The organism is Fusicatenibacter saccharivorans (assembly GCF_015557635.1).
GTDB classification, from domain to species: domain Bacteria; phylum Bacillota; class Clostridia; order Lachnospirales; family Lachnospiraceae; genus Fusicatenibacter; species Fusicatenibacter saccharivorans.
Map to the genome: position 1 here is coordinate 22,165 of NZ_JADNOP010000008.1, position 21,662 is coordinate 43,826.

The 21,662-nt window shown below is 48.3% G+C and carries 18 protein-coding genes; all 18 read left to right on the forward strand.

Annotated features, from left to right (window positions below; all coding sequences use genetic code 11):
* The first annotated feature begins 60 nt into the window (after positions 1–60).
* On the forward strand, positions 61–195 hold the full coding sequence (locus tag I2G42_RS16580) for a hypothetical protein (RefSeq protein WP_256359690.1): 135 nt from the start codon (positions 61–63) through the stop codon (positions 193–195).
* Positions 196–270: 75 nt separating this feature from the next.
* Positions 271–720, forward strand: coding sequence for a hypothetical protein (locus I2G42_RS08135; protein ID WP_195530941.1), 450 nt, complete (start codon positions 271–273; stop codon positions 718–720).
* Positions 721–1,115: 395 nt separating this feature from the next.
* A complete protein-coding gene (thrS, locus tag I2G42_RS08140) occupies positions 1,116–3,053 on the forward strand; it encodes a threonine--tRNA ligase (protein WP_118741562.1) in 1,938 nt (645 codons plus the stop codon).
* Between the two features lie 293 nt (positions 3,054–3,346).
* The gene (locus I2G42_RS08145) at positions 3,347–3,670 is read left to right on the forward strand and encodes a DUF1540 domain-containing protein (protein ID WP_195530942.1); all 324 of its coding nucleotides are present in this window, start codon (positions 3,347–3,349) and stop codon (positions 3,668–3,670) included.
* Positions 3,671–3,981: 311 nt separating this feature from the next.
* Positions 3,982–4,476, forward strand: a complete 495-nt coding sequence (gene infC, locus I2G42_RS08150; protein ID WP_022461743.1) for a translation initiation factor IF-3 — start codon at positions 3,982–3,984, stop codon at positions 4,474–4,476.
* Positions 4,477–4,511: 35 nt separating this feature from the next.
* Entirely contained in the window at positions 4,512–4,709 is a 198-nt protein-coding gene (gene rpmI / locus I2G42_RS08155; RefSeq protein WP_022461742.1) for a 50S ribosomal protein L35, read from the forward strand.
* A 49-nt stretch (positions 4,710–4,758) separates the two neighbouring features.
* On the forward strand, positions 4,759–5,115 hold the full coding sequence (rplT, locus tag I2G42_RS08160) for a 50S ribosomal protein L20 (protein WP_022461741.1): 357 nt from the start codon (positions 4,759–4,761) through the stop codon (positions 5,113–5,115).
* A 95-nt stretch (positions 5,116–5,210) separates the two neighbouring features.
* The gene (locus I2G42_RS08165; RefSeq protein ID WP_195530943.1) at positions 5,211–6,362 is read left to right on the forward strand and encodes a DUF362 domain-containing protein; all 1,152 of its coding nucleotides are present in this window, start codon (positions 5,211–5,213) and stop codon (positions 6,360–6,362) included.
* An 89-nt stretch (positions 6,363–6,451) separates the two neighbouring features.
* The gene (locus I2G42_RS08170; protein ID WP_055221697.1) at positions 6,452–6,889 is read left to right on the forward strand and encodes a GatB/YqeY domain-containing protein; all 438 of its coding nucleotides are present in this window, start codon (positions 6,452–6,454) and stop codon (positions 6,887–6,889) included.
* Entirely contained in the window at positions 6,886–8,700 is a 1,815-nt protein-coding gene (locus I2G42_RS08175) for an ABC-F family ATP-binding cassette domain-containing protein (RefSeq protein WP_195530944.1), read from the forward strand. Before I2G42_RS08170 ends, I2G42_RS08175 begins: the two co-directional genes overlap by 4 nt.
* 304 nt (positions 8,701–9,004) lie before the next feature.
* A complete protein-coding gene (nifJ, locus tag I2G42_RS08180) occupies positions 9,005–12,556 on the forward strand; it encodes a pyruvate:ferredoxin (flavodoxin) oxidoreductase (protein ID WP_195530945.1) in 3,552 nt (1,183 codons plus the stop codon).
* A 238-nt stretch (positions 12,557–12,794) separates the two neighbouring features.
* Entirely contained in the window at positions 12,795–13,235 is a 441-nt protein-coding gene (locus tag I2G42_RS08185; RefSeq protein WP_055227895.1) for a DUF4869 domain-containing protein, read from the forward strand.
* A gap of 8 nt (positions 13,236–13,243) precedes the next feature.
* The gene (locus I2G42_RS08190; RefSeq protein WP_055227896.1) at positions 13,244–14,221 is read left to right on the forward strand and encodes a hypothetical protein; all 978 of its coding nucleotides are present in this window, start codon (positions 13,244–13,246) and stop codon (positions 14,219–14,221) included.
* A 30-nt stretch (positions 14,222–14,251) separates the two neighbouring features.
* A complete protein-coding gene (locus I2G42_RS08195; RefSeq protein WP_055227897.1) occupies positions 14,252–15,559 on the forward strand; it encodes a putative ABC transporter permease in 1,308 nt (435 codons plus the stop codon).
* Positions 15,560–15,785: 226 nt separating this feature from the next.
* Positions 15,786–16,751, forward strand: coding sequence for an SseB family protein (locus I2G42_RS08200; protein WP_158554973.1), 966 nt, complete (start codon positions 15,786–15,788; stop codon positions 16,749–16,751).
* 108 nt (positions 16,752–16,859) lie between these two features.
* Complete coding sequence (locus tag I2G42_RS08205) at positions 16,860–19,775, forward strand: insulinase family protein (RefSeq protein WP_055227899.1); 2,916 nt, start codon at positions 16,860–16,862, stop codon at positions 19,773–19,775.
* 19 nt (positions 19,776–19,794) lie between these two features.
* Positions 19,795–20,712 carry a GTPase Era gene (gene era, locus I2G42_RS08210; protein ID WP_055227900.1) on the forward strand — a complete coding sequence of 306 codons (918 nt, stop codon included), beginning with the start codon at positions 19,795–19,797 and terminating at the stop codon, positions 20,710–20,712.
* A gap of 25 nt (positions 20,713–20,737) precedes the next feature.
* Complete coding sequence (gene recO, locus I2G42_RS08215; protein ID WP_055227901.1) at positions 20,738–21,481, forward strand: DNA repair protein RecO; 744 nt, start codon at positions 20,738–20,740, stop codon at positions 21,479–21,481.
* Positions 21,482–21,662 lie beyond the last annotated feature (181 nt).

Below are 21,662 nucleotides of genomic sequence, written 5' to 3' on the forward strand. Positions count from 1 at the left end.
ATCTCTCTTAGGAGTGATAAAATAAACCATAATACGTTCGGCAGAAAGAGGGAATCGAGTATGAAATATGCCTACAAAAACGGAAAAATTTTAAACGGAACGAAAGAGATGCAGGTCCAGACCGGTCTTACGATCCTGACGGAGGGAGAAAACATCACGGCGATTGTCCCGGAAGAATCGACCATCCGCAGGTAAAACGTAATCCGGTCGTGACGGCGGAGCTGGATAAATTTCTGGTGGATTAAAAACAGGATGGAGAAGACAAACAAGATGGAAGAAACGAAAGAAACACAGGAAAGCTTACAGCGAAAAAGAGAACAGGCCCTGCAGCGGCTCCGCAAGGAGCGGACAGAAGAAGCTCTGTGGGACTGTGTTACTGCGTATCAGGATTTTGAGTTCCATACGTACTCCGGCCTGCCGTATTCCTACTATATGAAATACGGCAGAAGCGGCATCTATACAAAAGAGCTCTGGATCAACCGCAGAGAAAAAAGCAAAAGTCTTGTCTGGAGCTCCGTCCGGAGTGCATATCAGAAAGTGCTGGAATTACAGCAGGAGAGCGAAAGACCGGTTGTCGAGCGCCCGAAAGCGCTGGGCGATATTCGTGGAATCACGTATATTTACGGCATCTTTTACGAGTTTGCCCTGCTGGAAATGCCGGAAAAAGCAAAAGAAAAAATTGCTCTGCAGACAGCAGGACAAAAATCGCCGGAAAAATAAATTTTCCGCCCATGTAGGTCTTGACAACCACGCATTGGGTGATATAATCTAAAACTATCGGGAGCCAAAAAGCACCGAACACAAAAAACAAAGCGTAGAAGAGACGAGTAAATCACAGCGAATGTGACAGAGAGAAACCCCGTTTTGTGGTGCAAGGGTTTTAACAGGAACGTGATCGAAGACCAGCTCTGAGCGGCCCCAATCCGGCCCGGTGATTCCGTTATCGTCAAATGAAGTGGTTTGAAAAAACAAAATGGGTGGAACCGCGGTGAATGAAAATACATCGTCCCTTTTGACAGCATAAGCGTGTCAGAAGGGACTTTTTTGTTGCTGTAAAAAGTATAAAAATTCTGAAACACGCTTGCGAAAAATATACAAAGAAAGAGGTAAAGCAAATGATCATCACACTGAAAGATGGAAGTACCAAAGAGTACTCCGAACCAAAATCCATCATTGAGATCGCAGCAGACATCAGCGAAGGCCTTGCAAGAATGGCCTGTGCAGGTGAAGTAAACGGTGAAGTAGAAGATCTTCGTACCGTCATCGACAAGGACTGCAATCTTTCCATTCTGACCTTCAACGATGAAGGCGGAAAAGCAGCATTCCGTCACACCACATCCCATATTATGGCACAGGCAATCAAGAGACTGTACCCGGAGACCAAGCTTGCAATCGGACCGTCCATCGCAGACGGATTCTACTACGATGTAGACAGAGAAACTCCACTCACCAGCGAAGACCTTGAAAAAATCGAAGCAGAAATGAAGAAAATTGTAAAAGAGGATCTGAAACTGGAGCGTTTTGAGCTGCCGAGAGCAGAAGCCATCGCCTTCATGAAAGAAAAAGAAGAGCCATATAAAGTAGAACTGATCGAAGATCTGCCGGAAGATGCAGTCATCAGCTTCTATCGTCAGGGTGAATTTACGGACCTGTGCGCAGGCCCTCATCTGATGAGCACAAAGCCGGTCAAAGCCTTCAAACTGACCAGCCTTGCAGGTGCATACTGGAGAGGCAGCGAGAAAAACAAGATGCTGCAGAGAATCTACGGAACTGCATTCACAAAGAAAGCAGAGCTCGAAGAGTACCTCCACATGATCGAGGAAGCAAAGAAACGTGACCACAGAAAACTCGGAAAAGAGCTCGGCCTGTTTATGATGAGTGAGGACGGCCCGGGATTCCCGTTCTTCCTTCCAAAAGGAATGGATCTGAAAAATGCACTGATGGATTACTGGCGTGAAATCCACAGAAAAGCAGGATACGTAGAAATCTCTACACCGATCATCCTGAACCGTCGCCTGTGGGAGACCTCCGGTCACTGGGATCACTACAAAGAAAACATGTATACCACCGTCATCGACGATGAAGATTATGCAATCAAACCGATGAACTGCCCGGGCGGCGTTCTCGTTTACAAATCCGAGCCTCGTTCCTACCGTGATTTGCCGCTGCGTCTGGCAGAGGTTGGCCTGGTACATCGTCATGAGAAATCCGGCCAGCTGCACGGCCTGATGCGTGTACGCTGCTTCAACCAGGACGATGCCCATATCTTCATGACACCGGAGCAGATCAAAGATGAAATCAAAGGCGTTGCAAACCTGATTGACCAGGTTTACAAACTGTTCGGATTCAAATATCACGTAGAGCTGTCCACCCGTCCGGAAGACAGCATGGGAAGCGATGAGGACTGGGAGGTAGCAACCGAAGGTCTCCGCGGCGCACTTGATGACCTTGGCCTTGACTATGTAGTCAACGAAGGCGACGGCGCATTCTATGGCCCGAAGATCGACTTCCATCTGGAAGACTCCATCGGAAGAACGTGGCAGTGCGGTACCATCCAGCTTGACTTCCAGCTGCCGCAGAGATTCGAACTGGAATACACAGGAGCAGACGGCGAGAAACATCGTCCGATTATGATCCACCGTGTTGTTTACGGTTCTGTTGAGCGTTTCATCGGTATCCTGATCGAGCACTTTGCAGGCGCATTCCCAACCTGGCTTGCACCGGTACAGGTAAAGGTTCTGCCAATCTCCGACAAATACGCAGATTACGGCAAAAAGGTTCTGGACGCCCTTCATGAGGCAGGCATCCGCGCAGAGATGGATACCCGTTCCGAGAAGATCGGATATAAGATCCGTGAGGCACAGGGACAGAAGATTCCATACATGCTGATCGCCGGAGCAAAAGAGGAAGAGGCAGGTCTTGTATCTGTCAGAAGCCGTTTTGCAGGTGATGAAGGCCAGAGAAGCCTGGAGCAGTTTATCGCAGATATCAAAGAAGAAATCGCAAGCCGCGTTAACCGCCCGGTTACTGTTGAAACAAAAGAAAATAAATAAGGTAGGTGTCAAAAAAATTGACACCTATGATACCAGATTGCTCCGTACTTCGTACTCCCGCAATCTTCAAAACATTCGTACTCCGCTCATTTTTCTTCGAAAAATGGCTACTTACTTATGTTTTGGCGTGTCCAAAATTTAAAAATCCTCGTGCAAGCTTTGCTTGCGTCGGATTTCCAAACTTTGGACACTGGTATTATCAAATAAATAAGGCATAAAAAATTACCTCTTGGAAATAATGGTTTCTATGCGGGCGAAACCGCAGAAAACTAAATTTCAGGAGGTAATTTATTATGCCAGCATTAAGTTGTTCCGCTATGACCTGTGTTTACAACCAGAACGAGCTCTGTTCCAAAGGAGATATCCGCGTAGGCGGAAGCGGAGCCAAAAGCTCCACGGAAACGTGCTGCGAGAGCTTCAAGGAGCGCGGTGAGGGCACGATGTCCAACTCCACCGGCTGCGGCTGTACGAAAATCGGTGTCGACTGCAAGGCGCAGAACTGTACCTTTAACGACAACTGTAAATGCGAAGCCGGAGATATCCATATCGCCGGAGACAGCGCATGCAGCTGCCAGGAAACCGAGTGCAGCTCCTTCCGCTGTGGCTGCGGGAAATAAATACGAAAAAATACGAAAATCAGTATTGACAACAGGATGGGAGAGTGCTATACTGCAATAGTCTGAGAAAAAGAAAGTAGAGTATCCACTCTCACCCTAGCGCAAACACGCGACTACGGTCCAATATTGATCTTAAGTTCTCTTTGTGTAGAGATTTATGTACAATGTTAAGTGGATAGTCTGTCTATCCACTTTTCTTGCGTTACATATCAAAATTGGTCCGGTGAGCCAATTTTGATTTATGTTAAGCCGCGAAAGTGCGGGAACACAGTCTTTTATAATGATGGAGGTGCACTACAATTAGCGAATTAATGATTAACGAGCAGATCAGAGACAGAGAAATTCGTCTGATCGGTCAGAACGGAGAACAGCTTGGAATTATGTCTGCCAGAGATGCGTACCTGAAAGCACAGGAAGCAGGTCTGGATCTTGTGAAAATTGCTCCGACAGCGAAACCGCCGGTTTGCAAAATTATCGACTACGGAAAGTACAGATATGAACTGGCCCGCAAGGAAAAAGAAGCAAAGAAAAAACAGAAAACAATTGAAATCAAGGAAGTTCGCCTTTCTCCAAACATTGACACCAATGATCTTAATACCAAAGTAGGTGCAGCCCGTAAGTTCATTACAAAGGGAGACAAAGTAAAAGTAACACTTCGTTTCCGCGGCCGTGAGATGGCACATATGAACAGCAGCAAATACATCCTCGATGAATTTGCAGAGAGTCTGTCCGATATTGCAACGGTTGACAAAGCGCCGAAAGTGGAAGGCAGAAGCATGACCATGTTTTTGACGGCTAAACGTTAAAATACATTTGAATCAATATCAAGGAGGAAATTAAAATGCCAAAGGTAAAAACAAGCAGAGCAGCTGCAAAGCGTTTTAAAACAACAGGAACAGGAAAATTAGTAAGAAATAAAGCTTACAAGAGCCATATCTTAACCAAGAAATCTCAGAAGAGAAAAAGAAACCTGAGAAAACAGACTACTGTTGATGCAACAAACGTAAAGAACATGAAGAAAATCTTACCTTACATGTAATTTTTGCAAGGTAGAGTTACGCCCAACAGATCAAGGAGGAAAATAAGAAATGGCAAGAATTAAAGGCGGCATGAACGCTAAGAAAAAACATAACAGAGTATTAAAACTGGCTAAAGGTTACAGAGGAGCCAGAAGCAAACAGTATAGAGTAGCAAAACAGTCCGTAATGCGCGCACTGACCAGCTCCTACGCAGGAAGAAAACAGAAAAAACGTCAGTTCCGTCAGCTGTGGATCGCTCGTATCAACGCAGCAGCAAGAATGAACGGTCTGTCCTACAGCAAATTTATGTATGGTCTGAAACTGGCAGGCGTTGAGCTGAACCGTAAAGTTCTGGCTGACATGGCAGTTAACGATGCAGAAGGATTTGCAACACTGGCTGAGCTTGCAAAAAGCAAAGTGGCATAAGTAAAAACATATTCTGTGTGAATATACGAAGAAGCTGTGAGAACCGGTAAGGGGATCGCAGCTTCTTTTGAAATATAGAAAAACATGAGGTGAATATGGAAAAAAGCAAAGTGGCAGTGGTTGCCTGTCCCGACTATGAGCCGGCGCGCGTAAAGGAAAGCCTGCAAAAGGGATTGGAAGCAATTGGCGGCCTGGAATCTCTGATCGGAAAAGAAGAGAATATCTTATTAAAACCGAACCTCGTCCGCTCCGCAAAACGCGAACGCGCCGTCGTGACCGACCCGGAAGTCATGGATGCCCTGATCACGATTTTGCAGGAAAATGGCTATGAGAATATTTCCTGCGGCGATTCCTGCGGCCTTGGCACCCCGGAGGGCATTGCAAAGGAAGCCGGGCTGAAAGAGGTGCTGGAAAAACACAACGTTCCGCTGAAGGATTTCCTTACGAGCGAGCGCGTAGAAACCGCCGATGGCAAATTTCTGATGATTGCGAAAGATGCACTCGACTGCGACGCCCTCATCAGCGTCAGCAAAATGAAAACCCACGCGCTGGAACGCATCACCGGAGCTGTCAAGAACCAGTACGGCTGCATCAGCGGCGTCTACAAAAAACTCGGCCACACGCAGTATCCGAACGCTGAGAGCTTCGCACACATGCTGATCGAGCTGAACCAGAAAGTCGCCCCGCGCCTCTATATCTGCGACGGCATCGTAGCAATGGAAGGCAATGGTCCGACTTCCGGCGACCCGGTTTCGATGGGAGTTCTTCTTATGTCCACCGATCCGATCGCACTGGATACCGTGTTCTGCCATCTGGTGAACCTCGATCCGTCGTATGTGCCGACAAATCTCTACGGGGAAACGCTCGGCCTTGGAACGTGGCACGACGACCGCATCGAAATCGTGACAGCGGATGGCACCATATCCGAGGAAGAACTGAAAAGAAAGTACGGAAATCCAAACTTCAACGTCGACCGCCGCAAAGCCCGCAAAAAAGGAGCCCTCGACCTGCTCGAGATCCTCGGGGTCTTCCAGAGCCGCCCCTATATCATAGAAGAAAAATGTAAAAAATGCGGCGTCTGCGTCGAGAGCTGCCCGGTGGAAGGGAAAGCCGTCCGCTTTGATAACGGCCGCAGAAATCCGCCGGTCTACGATTATAAAAAGTGCATCCGCTGTTTCTGCTGTCAGGAAATGTGCCCGCATCAGGCAATCCAGGTAAAGAAACACTGTCTGCCGTGGGGAAAATAAGGAAGCTATCCTACAAAGTGACTGGAAAAGCAAAAAGAGAAGTGTTATACTTGAAACCGGACAAAATTTAGTACAGGAGGAACAACACCATGGAATTAGAAACTTTAAGAAGTGATATGATAGCAGCAATGAAAGCCAAAGACAAAGCGAGAAAAGAGGCCATCTCTTCCCTGATCTCCGCAGCAAAGAAAGTAGCCATCGACGAGGGCTGCCGCGATGACATCAAACCGGAGCTGGTAGACCGCGTCATCTTAAAAGAGCTGAAGACCGTAAAAGAGCAGATCGATACCTGCCCGGCATCCCGTGAGGACTTAAAAGCAGAGTATCAGTTCCGCTATGACGTCATCAGCGAGTATGCACCGAAACAGATGAGTGCAGACGAAGTCAAAGCCTACATCCAGGAGAAATTCGCAGACGTTCTGGCAACCAAGAACAAAGGTGCCATCATGAAGGCCGTTATGGCAGATATGAAAGGTAAAGCAGACGGAAAAGTCATCAACCAGACCGTTGCAGAACTGTGCAAATGAATATCATCAACATCGAACACATCAGCAAACTGTTCGGCGATAAACTGATTTTTGACGATGCTTCCTTCGGCCTGCAGGAGGGCGACAAGGTCGGCATCGTCGGAATCAACGGAACCGGAAAATCCACACTGCTGCGCATGGTAGCAGGAGAGGAGACCCCGGATTCCGGCCAGATTATCCGCCAGAACAACCTCAAAATGGCCTATCTTCCGCAGACACCGGAATTTCCAAAGGATGCCACCGTGCTGTCCTACGCCCTTTCCGGCGATGAGGAGGAATGGCAGGTGCAGAGCAACCTTGTACAGCTCGGTATCACCGAATACGACGCAAAACTCGACACCCTCTCGGGCGGCCAGCGCCGCAAGGTTGCCCTGGCAAAAGTGCTTGCGTCCGATTTTGACGTCCTGATCCTCGACGAGCCGACAAACCATCTCGACAATGCGATGCTCTCCTGGCTCGAGGATTACCTGAAAAATTACCGCGGAACCGTCTTTATGGTCACCCATGACCGTTATTTCCTGGATAAAGTGTCGAACCGCATCCTCGAAATCAGCCACGGAAAAATGTACAGCTACGATTCTAACTATTCCCGTTTTCTGGAACTGAAAGCTGAGCGCGAGGAGATGGAACTCGCCTCTGAACGGAAACGCCAGAGCATCCTGCGCATGGAACTCGAATGGGCGAAACGCGGCTGCCGCGCAAGAAGCACAAAACAGCGCGCCAGACTCGAACGTCTCGAAGTACTCAAAAATGGCACGGCACCGACCGCAGACGCTGTCGTGGAGATGGATGCTGTCGAGACCCGCATGGGAAAGAAAACGATTGAATTCCATAACGTCAGCAAAGCCTTCGGCGATAAAATGCTGATGAAAGATTTCGAATACATCTTCCTGCGGAACCAGAGTGTCGGCATCATTGGCCCGAACGGCTGCGGAAAATCCACAATGCTGCGGATGATCACCGGAGAAGTCCTGCCGGATGCGGGAACCATCGAAATCGGCGACACGATCCGCATCGGCTATCTGGCACAGGAAGAGCCGGACATGGATACGAATCAGCGCGTGATCGACTACGTGAAAGATATCGCTGAGTATGTCCAGACCCGTGACGGCCGCATCAGCGCATCGCAGATGCTCGAACGCTTCCTGTTCACACCGGATATGCAGTACACCCCGATTTCCAAACTCTCCGGAGGCGAAAAACGGAGACTGTATCTCTTATCCGTCCTGGTGAGCGGCGCCAATGTTCTGATCCTCGACGAGCCGTCCAACAACGTTGATATCCCGACCCTGACCGTGCTTGAGGATTTCCTGAACACGTTCGTCGGCATCATCATCACCGTTTCCCACGACCGCTATTTCCTGGATAACGTCGTGGACCGCATCTTCGAATTCGACGGAAACGGAAATCTTCTGCAGTACGAGGGCGGCTACACCGATTACCTCGAAGCAAAAGAACGCCGTTTCGGCGGAAGTGCGGAAGAAACGGCAAAAGCAGCGCCGTCCAAAACGTCCGCGGACGAACCTGCAAAGCCAAAGAACAATGACTGGAAGCAGAACCGTCCGACCCGCCTCAAATTTACGTTCAAAGAACAGCGCGAGTACGAGACCATCGATGACGATATCGCCGCACTCGAGGAAAAGATTGCATCGCTTGACGATCAGATGCTCAAAAACGCCACCAACTCTGCAAAGCTCGCCGAACTGATGGCGGAAAAAGAGAAGACCGAAGCTGCTCTGGAAGAAAAAACCGAGAGATGGGTTTATCTCACCGACCTCGCAGAACAGATTGAGGCGCAGAATCAGAAATAAAAGAAGCAAAGGAACTGTCCGCAGAAGAGAAAAAATATGCGGGCCGTTCCTTCTTTTTTTATCGAGAAATTCGACGCGGAATTACCAGAAGTTGTAAAAAACTTGTATTTTTCCCTGAACACCCACAGAAAATCTGGACAGAATGCCCAATCGGTGTTATAATTCAAACACTGGACATAGTGGCATTGCCATGCCCTTATCCGGGTTTTTCGAAGCGCGGAGGCAACCGAAACCCGGCAGAACACCAACCTGAGAAAAGCCAAAGTAATTTTTGGTCATCATTTTTTAAGGAGGATAAAATCAAATGGCTAGAAAGATGAAAACCATGGATGGTAACCAGGCTGCAGCACATGCGTCTTATGCGTATACCGACGTAGCAGCTATTTACCCAATTACCCCTTCATCCGTTATGGCGGAGCATACCGATGAGTGGGCAACCCAGGGAAGAAAGAACATTTTCGGACAGGAAGTTCAGGTAACTGAGATGCAGTCTGAGGCAGGAGCAGCAGGTGCAGTACACGGATCACTGGCAGCCGGAGCTCTTACCACAACCTACACCGCATCCCAGGGACTTCTTCTTATGATCCCGAACCTTTATAAAATTGCCGGCGAGCAGCTCCCGGGCGTATTCAACGTATCCGCTCGTGCCCTTGCAAGCCACGCACTTTCCATCTTCGGAGATCATTCAGACGTTTACGCCTGTCGTCAGACCGGAGTCGCAATGCTCTGCGAATCCAGCGTACAGGAGGTTATGGACCTGACACCGGTTGCACACTGTGCAGCACTGAAAGGCAAAGTTCCATTCATCAACTTCTTCGACGGATTCCGTACATCCCACGAGATCCAGAAAATCGAAACATGGGATTACGAAGATCTGAAAGATATGGTAGATATGGACGCTGTTGACGAATTCCGTAAACATGCCCTGAACCCGAACCATCCGTGCCAGAGAGGATCCGCACAGAACCCGGATATCTTCTTCCAGGCAAGAGAAGCATGTAACCCGTACTACGATGCTCTTCCGGCAATCGTACAGGAGTACATGGACAAAGTAAACGAGAAAATCGGAACCGATTACAAACTGTTCAACTACTATGGAGCAGCAGACGCTGAGCACGTCATCATCGCTATGGGTTCTGTCTGCGATACCATCGAGGAAACCATCGATTACCTCGTAGCAGCAGGCAAGAAAGTCGGCGTTGTAAAGGTACGTCTGTACCGTCCGTTCTCCGCAGAAGCACTCATCAATGCAATTCCGGAGACTGTAAAACAGATTTCCGTTCTGGACAGAACAAAAGAGCCAGGATCTCTTGGCGAGCCTCTGTACCTGGACGTAGTAGCAGCATTAAAAGGCAGCAAATTCGAGAGCACACCGGTATTCACAGGCCGTTACGGACTTGGTTCCAAGGACACCACACCGGCTCAGATCGTTGCTGTATATGAAAATACAGAGAAACAAAGATTTACCATTGGTATCGTAGACGATGTTACCAATCTGTCTCTGCCGGTTGGCGCTCCTCTGGTAACAACTCCGGAAGGAACCATCAACTGCAAATTCTGGGGACTTGGCGCAGACGGTACCGTAGGTGCAAACAAGAACTCCATCAAGATCATCGGTGACAACACAGACATGTACGCACAGGCTTACTTCGACTATGACTCCAAAAAGTCCGGCGGTGTAACCATGTCTCACCTGCGTTTCGGAAAGAAACCGATCAAATCTACATACCTGATCCACAAAGCAAACTTTGTTGCATGCCACAATCCTTCCTATGTGAACAAATATCACATGGTAGAAGAGCTGGTAGACGGAGGAACCTTCCTTCTGAACTGCCCATGGGATGAAGCAGGCCTGGAAGAGCATCTGCCGGGACAGGTAAAAGCATTCATCGCAAACCACAACATTAAATTCTATGTGATCGACGGCGTTAAGATCGGTATCGAGACCGGCATGGGACCGACCCGTATCAACACCATTCTTCAGTCTGCATTCTTCAAGCTTGCGAAGATCATTCCGGAAGAAAAAGCCATCGAACTCATGAAAGCAGCAGCAAAAGCTACCTATGGCCGTAAAGGTGATGATGTCGTAGCAAAGAACTGGGCAGCAATCGATGAGGGTGCAAAACAGATCAAAGAAGTTGCAGTTCCGGAAAGCTGGAAAAATGCAGCAGACGAAGGTCTGACCACAACTCATGCAGAGAGCGGCCGCGCTGACGCTGTTAAATTCGTAAATACCATCCAGGCAAAAGTAACTTCCCAGGAAGGAAACAACCTGCCTGTATCCGCATTCACAGACTACGTAGACGGAACAACTCCGTCCGGCACATCCGCATACGAGAAACGTGGTATCGCTGTAAATGTACCTGTATGGAATCCGGAAAACTGTATCCAGTGTAACAGATGTTCCTTCGTCTGCCCGCACGCTGTTATCCGTCCGGTTGCCATGACCGCAGAAGAAGCAGCAGCAGCTCCGGAAGGCATCCAGACCATGCCGATGACCGGTATGCCGGACTACACCTTCACAATGGCTATTTCCCAGCTTGACTGTACCGGATGTGGTTCCTGTGCAAATGTATGCCCGGGCAAGAAGGGTGTGAAAGCGCTGGCTATGGAAAGCCTTGCAGCACACGAAGCAGAGCAGAAATACTTCGACTATGCAGCAGCTCTCCCGGAGAAGACCGACGTTGTAGCAAAATTCAAAGAAAATACCGTAAAGGGCAGCCAGTTCAAGAAACCGCTGCTTGAGTTCTCCGGCGCATGCGCAGGCTGTGGCGAGACTCCTTACGCAAAACTGATCACCCAGCTGTTTGGTGACAGAATGTACATCGCAAACGCAACAGGATGCTCCTCTATCTGGGGTAACTCCTCACCGTCCACTCCTTACACCGTAAACGAGAAAGGACAGGGCCCGGCATGGTCCAACTCCCTGTTCGAGGACAACGCAGAGTTCGGTTATGGTATGCTTCTTGCTCAGAGGGCAATCCGCGGCGGCCTGAAAGCCAAAGTTGAAGCTGTTATGAACTCTGAGAAAGCTCCGGAAGAAGTAAAAGCAGCATGCAAAGAGTATCTGGATACCTTTGACTGCGGCGCAACCAACGGAACCGCAACCGATAAACTCGTAGAAGCCATCAAAGATGCTGACTGCGATACCTGCAGAGAAATCGTGAAGAACAAAGACTTCCTCGCTAAGAAATCCCAGTGGATCTTCGGTGGTGACGGATGGGCTTACGATATCGGATTCGGCGGCGTAGACCACGTACTTGCCAGCGGAAAAGATATCAACGTAATGGTATTCGATACCGAGGTTTACTCCAACACAGGCGGACAGTCCTCCAAAGCTACTCCGACCGGTGCAGTTGCACAGTTCGCAGCAGGCGGTAAAGAAACCAAGAAGAAAGATATGGCAAGCATCGCAATGAGCTATGGCTATGTATACGTAGCACAGATCGCTATGGGCGCTGATTACAATCAGGCAGTCAAAGCAATCGCAGAGGCAGAGGCATATCCGGGACCGTCCCTCATTATCGCTTACGCTCCGTGTATCAACCATGGTATCAAGAAAGGTATGAGCAAAGCACAGACCGAGGAGCAGCTCGCTGTTCAGACCGGATACTGGCATTGCTTCCGCTTCAACCCGGCACTCGCTGCAGAAGGCAAGAGCGCATTCACACTGGATTCCAAGGCTCCGTCAGGAGATTATCAGGAATTCCTGAACGGCGAGGTACGTTACAACTCTCTGAAACGTGCAAACCCGGCGAAAGCAGAAAGACTGTTCGGCAAGAACGAGCAGGAAGCAAAAGACCGTTACACTTACCTGAACAAACTCGTAAAACTGTACGGCGCAGAAGAAGAGTAATTCTTTTTCCTTAAAAAGAATTTGAAAAAGGAGAGAAGTCATACTTGAGAGAGTATGGCTTCTTTCTTTTTGGGAGAAAAAATGAATTAGCGACATTTGGCAATAGTTTTGTATCGTTTGTCAACATTTTTATCCCGGAAAATGTTGACAAACGATACATTTTTGCGCAAGAAGGCTTTGAGATATGGTATAATGTGCGTATCACGATATAATGAGCGTTAGCGAGAGGAATTTTATTATGTTGAAAATATATCTTGGAGAAATGAAAGGTGCAATCTATCATCCGCCAACCTATTTTGATAATTGTTATGAAGATGAATGGCTGACCACGCCACTGGCAAAAGAAATGATCCGCGATGTGGATCGCTCGGAGGTAATCAGTGCGCATCTGATTGACAGCCCGGTGCTTGGTCCGATTCCACCGAAAGATTTATCCGGAGGAATCAAAACGTTGCTGCTGATGGCATACGATACAGACGGAAAGATCTTTAATGCCTCCGTATGTGGAGATAATTGTGCAAAATGGATTTTAAAATTAGGAGAGCAAAAGGATCTGACGATTAATCTGCGTCATGTGATGCGGTTTGGCAAAGATCCTTTTGAAATCCTGATTTTAAATACAGGGACTATTGTGCGGAATATGTCCGAATTTGTAGATGTTGCCGAGGCTTATGTATAGGTGGATGTATGAAGGGAAAGAAAAGAGTTATTATTCAAAATAACAGAGTTCATTATGAATTTGTGATAAAGCGTAATATTACAATCATCCAGGGGGATAGTGCATCAGGAAAAACAACACTGGTAAATATGATCCGGCAGGCAGAAAATTTAGGGGAGTCCAGCGGAATCAACGTTTCCTGTGAAGTACCGTGCAGAGTGCTGGAAGGTGTTAATTGGAAAATTATTTTGGAAAACAGCCGGGAAAGCATCTTTTTCATAGACGAGGAGAATTATTTTATAAAAACAGAAGAATTTGCTTCTGCCATACGGGGTTCAGAAAACTATTTTGTATTGATTACGAGAGAAAACTTATATAATTTGCCGTATAGTGTAGAAGAGATTTATGGATTGCATGTTTCCGGAAAATACAGAGATACCAGAAAAATATATCAGAAAATGTATCAGATCTATCCCAAAACAGCACGGCTTCCTGTTAGAGTACAAAAAATAATTACGGAAGATTCCAATTCTGGGTATCAATTTTTTGAAAATGTATGTGCAGAAAGGAATATTACATGTGAAAGCGCTGGTGGAAAAACAAAAATACCGGAAATGATCGGCAAGGCAGGAACAGAAGAAACCTGTATTATTGCGGACGGTGCTGCAATTGGAGCAGAAATGAATCTTCTCAGCAATAAAATAGAGGAAAAACAGAACGTACATTTATATTTACCGGAGTCTTTTGAATGGCTGATTTTAAATTCAGATCTTTTACAGGACAAAGAGGTTCGTAAAATTCTGGAAAATCCAGAAGATTATATCGACAGCACAGAGTTTTTTAGCTGGGAACAATATTTTACAAAATTGCTGATTCAGAAAACAGAAGGAACATATTTGCAGTATAAAAAAGCAAAATTAAATCCATCTTATTTGCAGGATAAAAATAAAAACAAAATACTGGAGAGTATACAAGGGATTCAGTGGAAAATAAAATCCTTAAAATAGCAAAAATAATGAAAGAATAGAGAGAAGAACATGAACTATACAATTTATGACTATCTCGGCCTGTTTTTCTTTTACGCCTTCCTTGGATGGCTTCTGGAAACTTCTGTGGCCGCGATCCGGAAAAAACATATGGTAAACAGAGGATTCTTAAATGGTCCGCTCTGCGCCATCTATGGAATCACAGCTGTCTTTATGACACGTTATCTGTATGAACTGCAGTCAAGCCCCGTCTTTTTGTTCCTTGGCTGTATGATTATCGCTACCGCAGTCGAGTGGCTGGCCGGTCACGCACTGGAACGTATTGGCCATGGCAAATGGTGGGACTATTCCAATAAAAAATGGAACATGGACGGCTATATCTGCCTTCAGTATTCTGTACTATGGGGAATTTTAGGACTGCTTGCCATGAAAATCGGCAATCGCCTCTGCTTTACAGTTCTTCATTCAATTCCGGCCGGTTTCCTGCATATCACATCCTGGATTCTCTTTGGTATATTGATAGTAGATGCCGTCGGTTCCTATGCTGTTCTGCACCACATCACGAAAAAAATGCCGCGGATCAGCGCTATGAACGATCAGATCGACGCCTTCACCAGACGCCTTTCTGTCCGTGTTTACCGCTATCTGGAGCGTCGTGTGGAACGTGCCTATCCGGCCGTACAGCCAGTTTCGGAGAAAAAAGAGAAAACAGAAACCGGCGTATTTGCCGAAGGATGCAGCTTTTACAAAATCGTTCTTCTCTTCATCATCGGCGCATTTTTGGGCGATATTACAGAAACCATATTCTGCCGCATCACCGCCGGTGTCTGGATGAGCCGCAGCAGCCTTGTCTGGGGCCCGTTCAGCATCGTCTGGGGCCTGGCCATCGCCCTCGCTACCTGGTTCCTCTACAACTACCGCGACCGCTCCGATGGATTCCTGTTTGCCTTTGGTACCTTCCTCGGCGGAGCCTACGAATACATCTGCAGTGTGTTCACCGAAATCGTATTCGGAAAAGTCTTCTGGGACTACAGCGACATTCCCTTCAACCTCGGAGGCCGTATCAACCTCCTGTACTGTTTCTTCTGGGGAATAGCCGCCGTCGTCTGGCTCAAAAAATTCTATCCTGTCATTTCGCGCTGGATTGAAAAAATCCCGATGAAATTCGGAGAAATCATCACTTGGATCCTGATCGTGTTCATGGTGGCCAACATGCTCGTATCTACCCTTGCTCTCGCCCGATACGACGAACGCGCCCACCAAAAGCCCGCAGCTAATGCCATCGAGCAGACCATAGATGCCCATTTCCCGGACGCCCGAATGGAAAAAATCTACCCCAATGCCAAAGCGATTAACTAGAATGTGTTAAAAAACATTTCCGTAGTCTGCACGCCCCAATTACAGACTACAAAAAGCCCTCTCCCGCCGTCATGCAAAGTCAGGCCCCGTTTCGACAGCTTTGGTCTGCGCGGTCCGTCACACCAAAAGAAAACCTTTGGCAACCCACCAAAAGTATGATATAATGTCACATAGATATTTTAGGGATACCATATCCTCTAAGAGCGAAGAAAGGACTCAACCACAAATGACAGTAGACAACAGCTTCACAATGAAGAAATTTCAAAGCATGGAAATCATCTATGTCACATTTTCCCAGATCACGAAACTCCCATACGTAGAGTGCGATCCGGAAACCTTTGACGATCAGGTATATATGTTTACCGAAGAAGAAGCAGCTAAAGAATTTGCAAAATCCTATGTAGAGAAGAATACCCCGCTGCTTACCGTAAAAGTACTGCGCAAGCAGATGCCGAACTTCTATATGGGCCTCTACGCAGAAGGTGTCAACATGGTCATCTTCCACGAAGGCGATCAGACCCGCCGCATCGAGCTGGAGCAGATCTTCCCGAAACCGGACATGGAAAAAATGAACAAACAGCATCTTCCAGTCCTCAACCCTGGCGTACAGCTCACTGTAGTCTATTTCCTGCAGGAGCTCCGCAAACCAAACCAGAGAAGAGACGATGCCGAGCGCATGCAGCACCTGCGTGAACTCGAAGAAGAAATGCTTGTCAACCTGATGCGAAGCAAATTCATCCTTGCTATCGACATCTCCCAGGTACAGGGCGAATTCGATCCGGCCAACCCGGGACCGGATGTGCGCATCCCGTACATCAAAAACCAGAACGAAGAAATCTTCCAGCCATTGTTCTCCGATATCGGTGAATTCCAGAAATTCCGTCCGGATCCGCAGGCAAAACTCCGGCTGGCAGCCATCCCGTTCCAGCACCTTCTGCCGTACCTGATGAAACAGGCCAAAGGCTTCGTCATCAACCCGTCCGGCTTCAACCTTCTGTTGACCAGAGAACAGCTCCAGAGAATCATGGGAGCCCAGGCGCAGAGCGTCCGCCCGAATCTCGAGGCGATGATGGCACAGGCTGCCGCAGCTCAGGCGCAGAGAAATGCGCAGAACAATGCTGCAAATGACGAAGTAAAAGATCATGTGGATGAGGCGGAAACTACCGACGCAGAAACAGACCACGAAGAATAAAAACCGACAGGGCCGCAGAAAATCCCAGTAAACGGGCACTGCGGTCCGTTTTTGACTGCATAAAACCGGAAATAACCGAGAAAAACAACAAGAAAGGACACTTTTAACATGAACGCAGAACATTGCAAAGCCTACACCCTGCTGCAGGAACAGCAGATTGATGATATCCACGCACATGGCTACCTCCTTCGCCACAACAAAAGCGGAGCCCGCGTGCTGCTTCTCGAGACGGAGGATGACAACAAAGTATTCAACATTGCCTTCCGTACCCCGCCGGCCGACAGCACCGGCGTAGCCCACATCCTCGAGCACAGCGTCCTCTGCGGCTCCCGCGAATTCCCGTTAAAGGATCCCTTCGTAGAACTCGTCAAAGGATCCCTGAACACCTTCTTAAATGCTATGACCTACCCGGATAAAACCATGTACCCGGTAGCCAGCACCAACGATGCCGACTTCCAGAACCTGATGCATGTCTACATGGACGCCGTATTCTACCCGAACATTTACAAACACGACGAAATCTTCCGGCAGGAAGGCTGGAGCTATCATCTGGAAAGCGAAGACGGCCCGCTGACCTACAACGGTGTTGTATACAACGAGATGAAAGGAGCCTTCTCCTCCGCAGACGATGTCCTGGAGCGTGAAACATTCAACACCCTGTTCCCGGACACTCCGTACGGCGTAGAATCCGGCGGAGATCCGTCCTGCATCCCGAACCTGACCTACGAAAACTTCCTGAAATTCCATCAGACCTATTACCATCCGTCCAACAGCTATATCTACCTGTACGGAAACATGGATATGGAAGAAAAACTGGCATGGATGGATGAAAAATACCTGTCCCATTTTGATGCAAAAGAAGTAAAATCCGAAATTCCGTATCAGAAACCATTTGCAGAGACCCTCGACATTGTACACGAGTACCCGGTACTCGACGGCGATCCGCTTGAAAACAATGCGTACCTGTCCTACAACATGGTCATCGGCAGCGGTCTGGATGTAAAATTAAACGTGGCATTTTCTGTTCTGGAGTATGCACTCCTTGACGCACCGGGAGCCCCGGTCAAACAGGCACTCCTTGACGCACACATCGGAAAAGATGTTTACGGCTCCTACGAGGACGGCATCCTGCAGCCATTCTTCTCCATCGTAGCCAAGAACGCCGATGAAAATGAGAAAGAAAAATTCCTGTCCATCATCCGCGGCACCCTCAAGGATATCGTGAAAAACGGCATGGATCGGAAAGCCATCGAGGCAGGCATCAACTATTTCGAATTCCGTTTCCGTGAGGCGGACTTCTCCAGCTTCCCGAAGGGCCTGATGTACGGCATTGACGTCTTCGACAGCTGGCTGTATGACGAGAACAAACCGTTCGCCTACCTGCAGCAGCTTGCGATCTACGATGAGCTGAAAAAACTGGCAAAAGAAGGCTATTTCGAAAACCTGATCCAGACGTATCTGCTGGACAACACCCATGCCTCCATCGTGACCCTCATTCCAAAGACCGGTCTTGCCGCAGAAAATGATGCAAAGACCGCAGAAAAACTGCAGAAATACAAAGAGAGCCTGTCAAAAGAAGAGATCGAGAAAATCATTGCTGACACCAAAGAGCTGGCAGCATATCAGGAAGAAGAGGAGAGCGAGGAAGCACTCGAGACGATTCCGCTCCTGAAACGAAGCGATATCAAACGTGAGTCTGTCAAACTTTACAATGACGAGCATGAAGTCGATGGAACGACGGTTCTTCATCACAACGTATTCACGAACGGCATCGGTTACTTAAGCTTGCTGTTTGATACGAAAAATGTGCCGAACGATCTGATCCCGTACATGGGCGTATTAAAATCCGTTCTCGGCTATGTGGACACCGAACACTACACCTACGGCGAACTGTTCAACGAGATCAATGCACAGACCGGCGGCATCAACTGCGGACTGCAGGTATTCCGCATTCCGGAAAATGATGACGACTGCCGCAGAATGTTCGGCATCCGCGCGAAATTCCTGTACGACAAACTGGATTTCGTCATGAAAATGATCGAGGAAATCCTGAATACCTCCCGCCTGGATGACGAGAAACGTCTTCACGAGATCATCTCCAGCATGAAATCCGGCCTGCAGAACCGCCTGTCTTCCGCCGGAAATGCAACGGCTGTGATGCGTGCAGCTTCCTATTACTCCCCGATGAGCAATTTCCAGGACCGCATCGCAGGCATCGGCTTCTGCCAGCTCTTAAAAGATCTGGACGAGAACTTCGATGAGAAAAAAGCAGAACTGATTAAAAATCTGCAGATCCTGATGAAATACATCTTCCGCAAAGAGAATCTGACCGTCTCCTATACCGCAGACGAGACAGGCTACGCACCGCTGGAAGAAAAAATCGCAGCATTCAAAGAGAATCTGTACACCGACGAAGTGGAGCCGGGCAGCATTGTGTATGACTTTGAACAGAAAAACGAAGCCTTCCAGACCTCCGGCCAGGTACAGTACGTGGCACTCTGTGGAAACTTCGAGCGCGAAGGCTACGACTACACAGGAGCCCTGCGCATCCTGCGTGTCATGCTGAGCTATGACTATCTGTGGATCAACATCCGTGTCAAAGGCGGCGCTTACGGCTGCGGCGGAGCTTTCGGAAGAGGCGGAAACGCGTGCATTTCTTCCTACCGTGACCCGAACGTCGGAAGAACCCTTGAAGTATACCGCGGTATCGGCGATTACGTGCGCAATTTCGAGGCAGACGAGCGCCAGATGACCAAATACATCATCGGAACGATCAGCGAACTCGACGTCCCGATGAACCCGTCCGCAAAAGGCCAGACCTCCGAGAGCGCATGGTTCAACGGCATCACCGAAGCAGACTTCCAGCAGGAGAGAGATCAGATCCTCGATGCAACCCTGTATGACATTCATGCACTGGCAGACCTTGTAGATGCAGCCCTAAAACAGAACAACATCTGCGTTGTCGGAAGCGAAGCAGCCATTCAGAAAGAGAAAGAACTGTTTAAGAACGTAGAGAACTTATAAATGAGGAGAAGAGACAGCAATGGAAAACAATGCAAATTATAAATCCGGCTTTGTAGCCCTGATCGGCCGTCCGAACGTGGGAAAATCCACGCTGATGAATCACCTGATCGGACAGAAGATTGCGATTACATCCAAGAAACCGCAGACCACCCGCAACCGCATCCAGACCGTTTATACGTGTGACGAGGGACAGATCGTGTTCCTCGACACACCGGGTATCCACAAGGCGAAAAATAAGCTCGGCGAGTACATGGTCGATGTAGCCGAGAAAACGTTAAAAGAAGTCGATGTGATTCTCTGGCTGGTAGAGCCGAGCAACTTCATCGGAGCAGGAGAGCGCCATATCGCAGAGATCCTGGAGAAAGTCAATGCGCCGGTCATCCTCATTATCAACAAGACCGATACCGTGGAGAAAGATAAAATCCTGGAATTCATCGATACGTACCGCAAGCTGTTCCAGTTTGCCGAGATCATTCCGTGCTCGGCACTCCGTCATCAGAACACCGATGACATCATTCCGAGCATCTTCAAATATCTGCCGTACGGCCCGCAGTTCTACGATGAGGACACCATCACCGATCAGCCGATGCGCCAGATCGTGGCTGAGATCATCCGCGAGAAAGCACTGTACGCCTTAAACGAAGAGATCCCGCATGGTATCGCCGTTGTGATCGACCAGATGAAAGACCGTCCGAACGGAAAAATCGTTGATATCGACGCGACCATCATCTGCGAGCGCGATTCCCACAAGGGCATCATCATCGGAAAACAGGGCGCGATGCTTAAGAAGATCGGAAGCAACGCGCGGTATGAGCTGGAGCAGATGCTGGAGCAGAAAGTCAACCTGAAGCTCTGGGTCAAAGTCAAAAAAGACTGGCGCGACAGCGATTTCCTCGTGAAGAACTTCGGATATGATAAAAAGAAACTCGATTTATAATATTGCATTATAATAAGGAAGAAACATGCGAGAACCAATCAATGTAAGCGGAATGGTATTATCCGCCTCCCCGGTCGGAGAGTATGACAAGCGCGTCGTGATCCTGACCCGGGAGCTCGGCAAAATCACTGCCTTCGCGCGCGGCGCCCGCCGCATGAAAAGCCCGCTGATGGCCGTCTCCAATCCGTTCGTCTTCGGCGAGTTTCAGGTCTACGAGGGCCGTGACAGCTACACCCTCTCCAGCGCAAACATTAAAGAATACTTCCTCGACCTGGCGCAGATGCAGCCCGGCGTTTATTACGGCTTTTATTTTCTGGAACTGGCTGAATATTTCGGCCAGGAAGGAAACGATGAAACCCAGATGCTGAACCTTCTGTACGTGACGATGAACGCCATCCGTCGCGGAAAACAGGACCTCCGCCTGGTCCGGTGCATCTTCGAACTGCGGACGATCACGATCAGCGGAGAAGCACCGCAGATGTTCTCCTGCATGGAGTGCAGCACGAAAGAGAATCTGACCGTTTTCTCCCTGCGCGACAGCGCCATCTACTGCCCAAACTGTGGAAAAACCATCAGAGATCCATGGCCGCTGCAGCCGGGCACCGTGCTGGCATGCCGCTATATCATTGCGGCACCGCTGGCGAAGCTGTATGGTTTTACTGTAAATGAAGAGATCCTGGACGAACTGGAACGATTGCTGCGTGCATATCTCCATCGCTATGTCGAAAAGAAGATGAAAACATTACAGATTCTGGATGTGATGAAATAATATAAAATGTAATAATTTGCAAAAATGTGAAATAATTATGTCCAAAAGTGTGTCCACACCTTTACAAATAAGTAGAAATGGGATAGAATATTTGGAATAAAGAAAAAAATGGTTCTGTATTCGTCACAGAAGATATTACAAATGCATAGTACCAGAAAAAATGAGAAGGTTTTAGTGAAAA

What these genes read in the sequence shown, in the direction of transcription:
- I2G42_RS16580 (WP_256359690.1), top strand. Translation starts at nt 61, where the DNA reads ATGAAATATGCCTACAAAAACGGAAAAATTTTAAACGGAACGAAAGAG.
- I2G42_RS08135 (WP_195530941.1), top strand. Translation starts at nt 271, where the DNA reads ATGGAAGAAACGAAAGAAACACAGGAAAGCTTACAGCGAAAAAGAGAA.
- thrS (WP_118741562.1), top strand. Translation starts at nt 1,116, where the DNA reads ATGATCATCACACTGAAAGATGGAAGTACCAAAGAGTACTCCGAACCA.
- I2G42_RS08145 (WP_195530942.1), top strand. Translation starts at nt 3,347, where the DNA reads ATGCCAGCATTAAGTTGTTCCGCTATGACCTGTGTTTACAACCAGAAC.
- infC (WP_022461743.1), top strand. Translation starts at nt 3,982, where the DNA reads ATGATTAACGAGCAGATCAGAGACAGAGAAATTCGTCTGATCGGTCAG.
- rpmI (WP_022461742.1), top strand. Translation starts at nt 4,512, where the DNA reads ATGCCAAAGGTAAAAACAAGCAGAGCAGCTGCAAAGCGTTTTAAAACA.
- rplT (WP_022461741.1), top strand. Translation starts at nt 4,759, where the DNA reads ATGGCAAGAATTAAAGGCGGCATGAACGCTAAGAAAAAACATAACAGA.
- I2G42_RS08165 (WP_195530943.1), top strand. Translation starts at nt 5,211, where the DNA reads ATGGAAAAAAGCAAAGTGGCAGTGGTTGCCTGTCCCGACTATGAGCCG.
- I2G42_RS08170 (WP_055221697.1), top strand. Translation starts at nt 6,452, where the DNA reads ATGGAATTAGAAACTTTAAGAAGTGATATGATAGCAGCAATGAAAGCC.
- I2G42_RS08175 (WP_195530944.1), top strand. Translation starts at nt 6,886, where the DNA reads ATGAATATCATCAACATCGAACACATCAGCAAACTGTTCGGCGATAAA.
- nifJ (WP_195530945.1), top strand. Translation starts at nt 9,005, where the DNA reads ATGGCTAGAAAGATGAAAACCATGGATGGTAACCAGGCTGCAGCACAT.
- I2G42_RS08185 (WP_055227895.1), top strand. Translation starts at nt 12,795, where the DNA reads ATGTTGAAAATATATCTTGGAGAAATGAAAGGTGCAATCTATCATCCG.
- I2G42_RS08190 (WP_055227896.1), top strand. Translation starts at nt 13,244, where the DNA reads ATGAAGGGAAAGAAAAGAGTTATTATTCAAAATAACAGAGTTCATTAT.
- I2G42_RS08195 (WP_055227897.1), top strand. Translation starts at nt 14,252, where the DNA reads ATGAACTATACAATTTATGACTATCTCGGCCTGTTTTTCTTTTACGCC.
- I2G42_RS08200 (WP_158554973.1), top strand. Translation starts at nt 15,786, where the DNA reads ATGACAGTAGACAACAGCTTCACAATGAAGAAATTTCAAAGCATGGAA.
- I2G42_RS08205 (WP_055227899.1), top strand. Translation starts at nt 16,860, where the DNA reads ATGAACGCAGAACATTGCAAAGCCTACACCCTGCTGCAGGAACAGCAG.
- era (WP_055227900.1), top strand. Translation starts at nt 19,795, where the DNA reads ATGGAAAACAATGCAAATTATAAATCCGGCTTTGTAGCCCTGATCGGC.
- recO (WP_055227901.1), top strand. Translation starts at nt 20,738, where the DNA reads ATGCGAGAACCAATCAATGTAAGCGGAATGGTATTATCCGCCTCCCCG.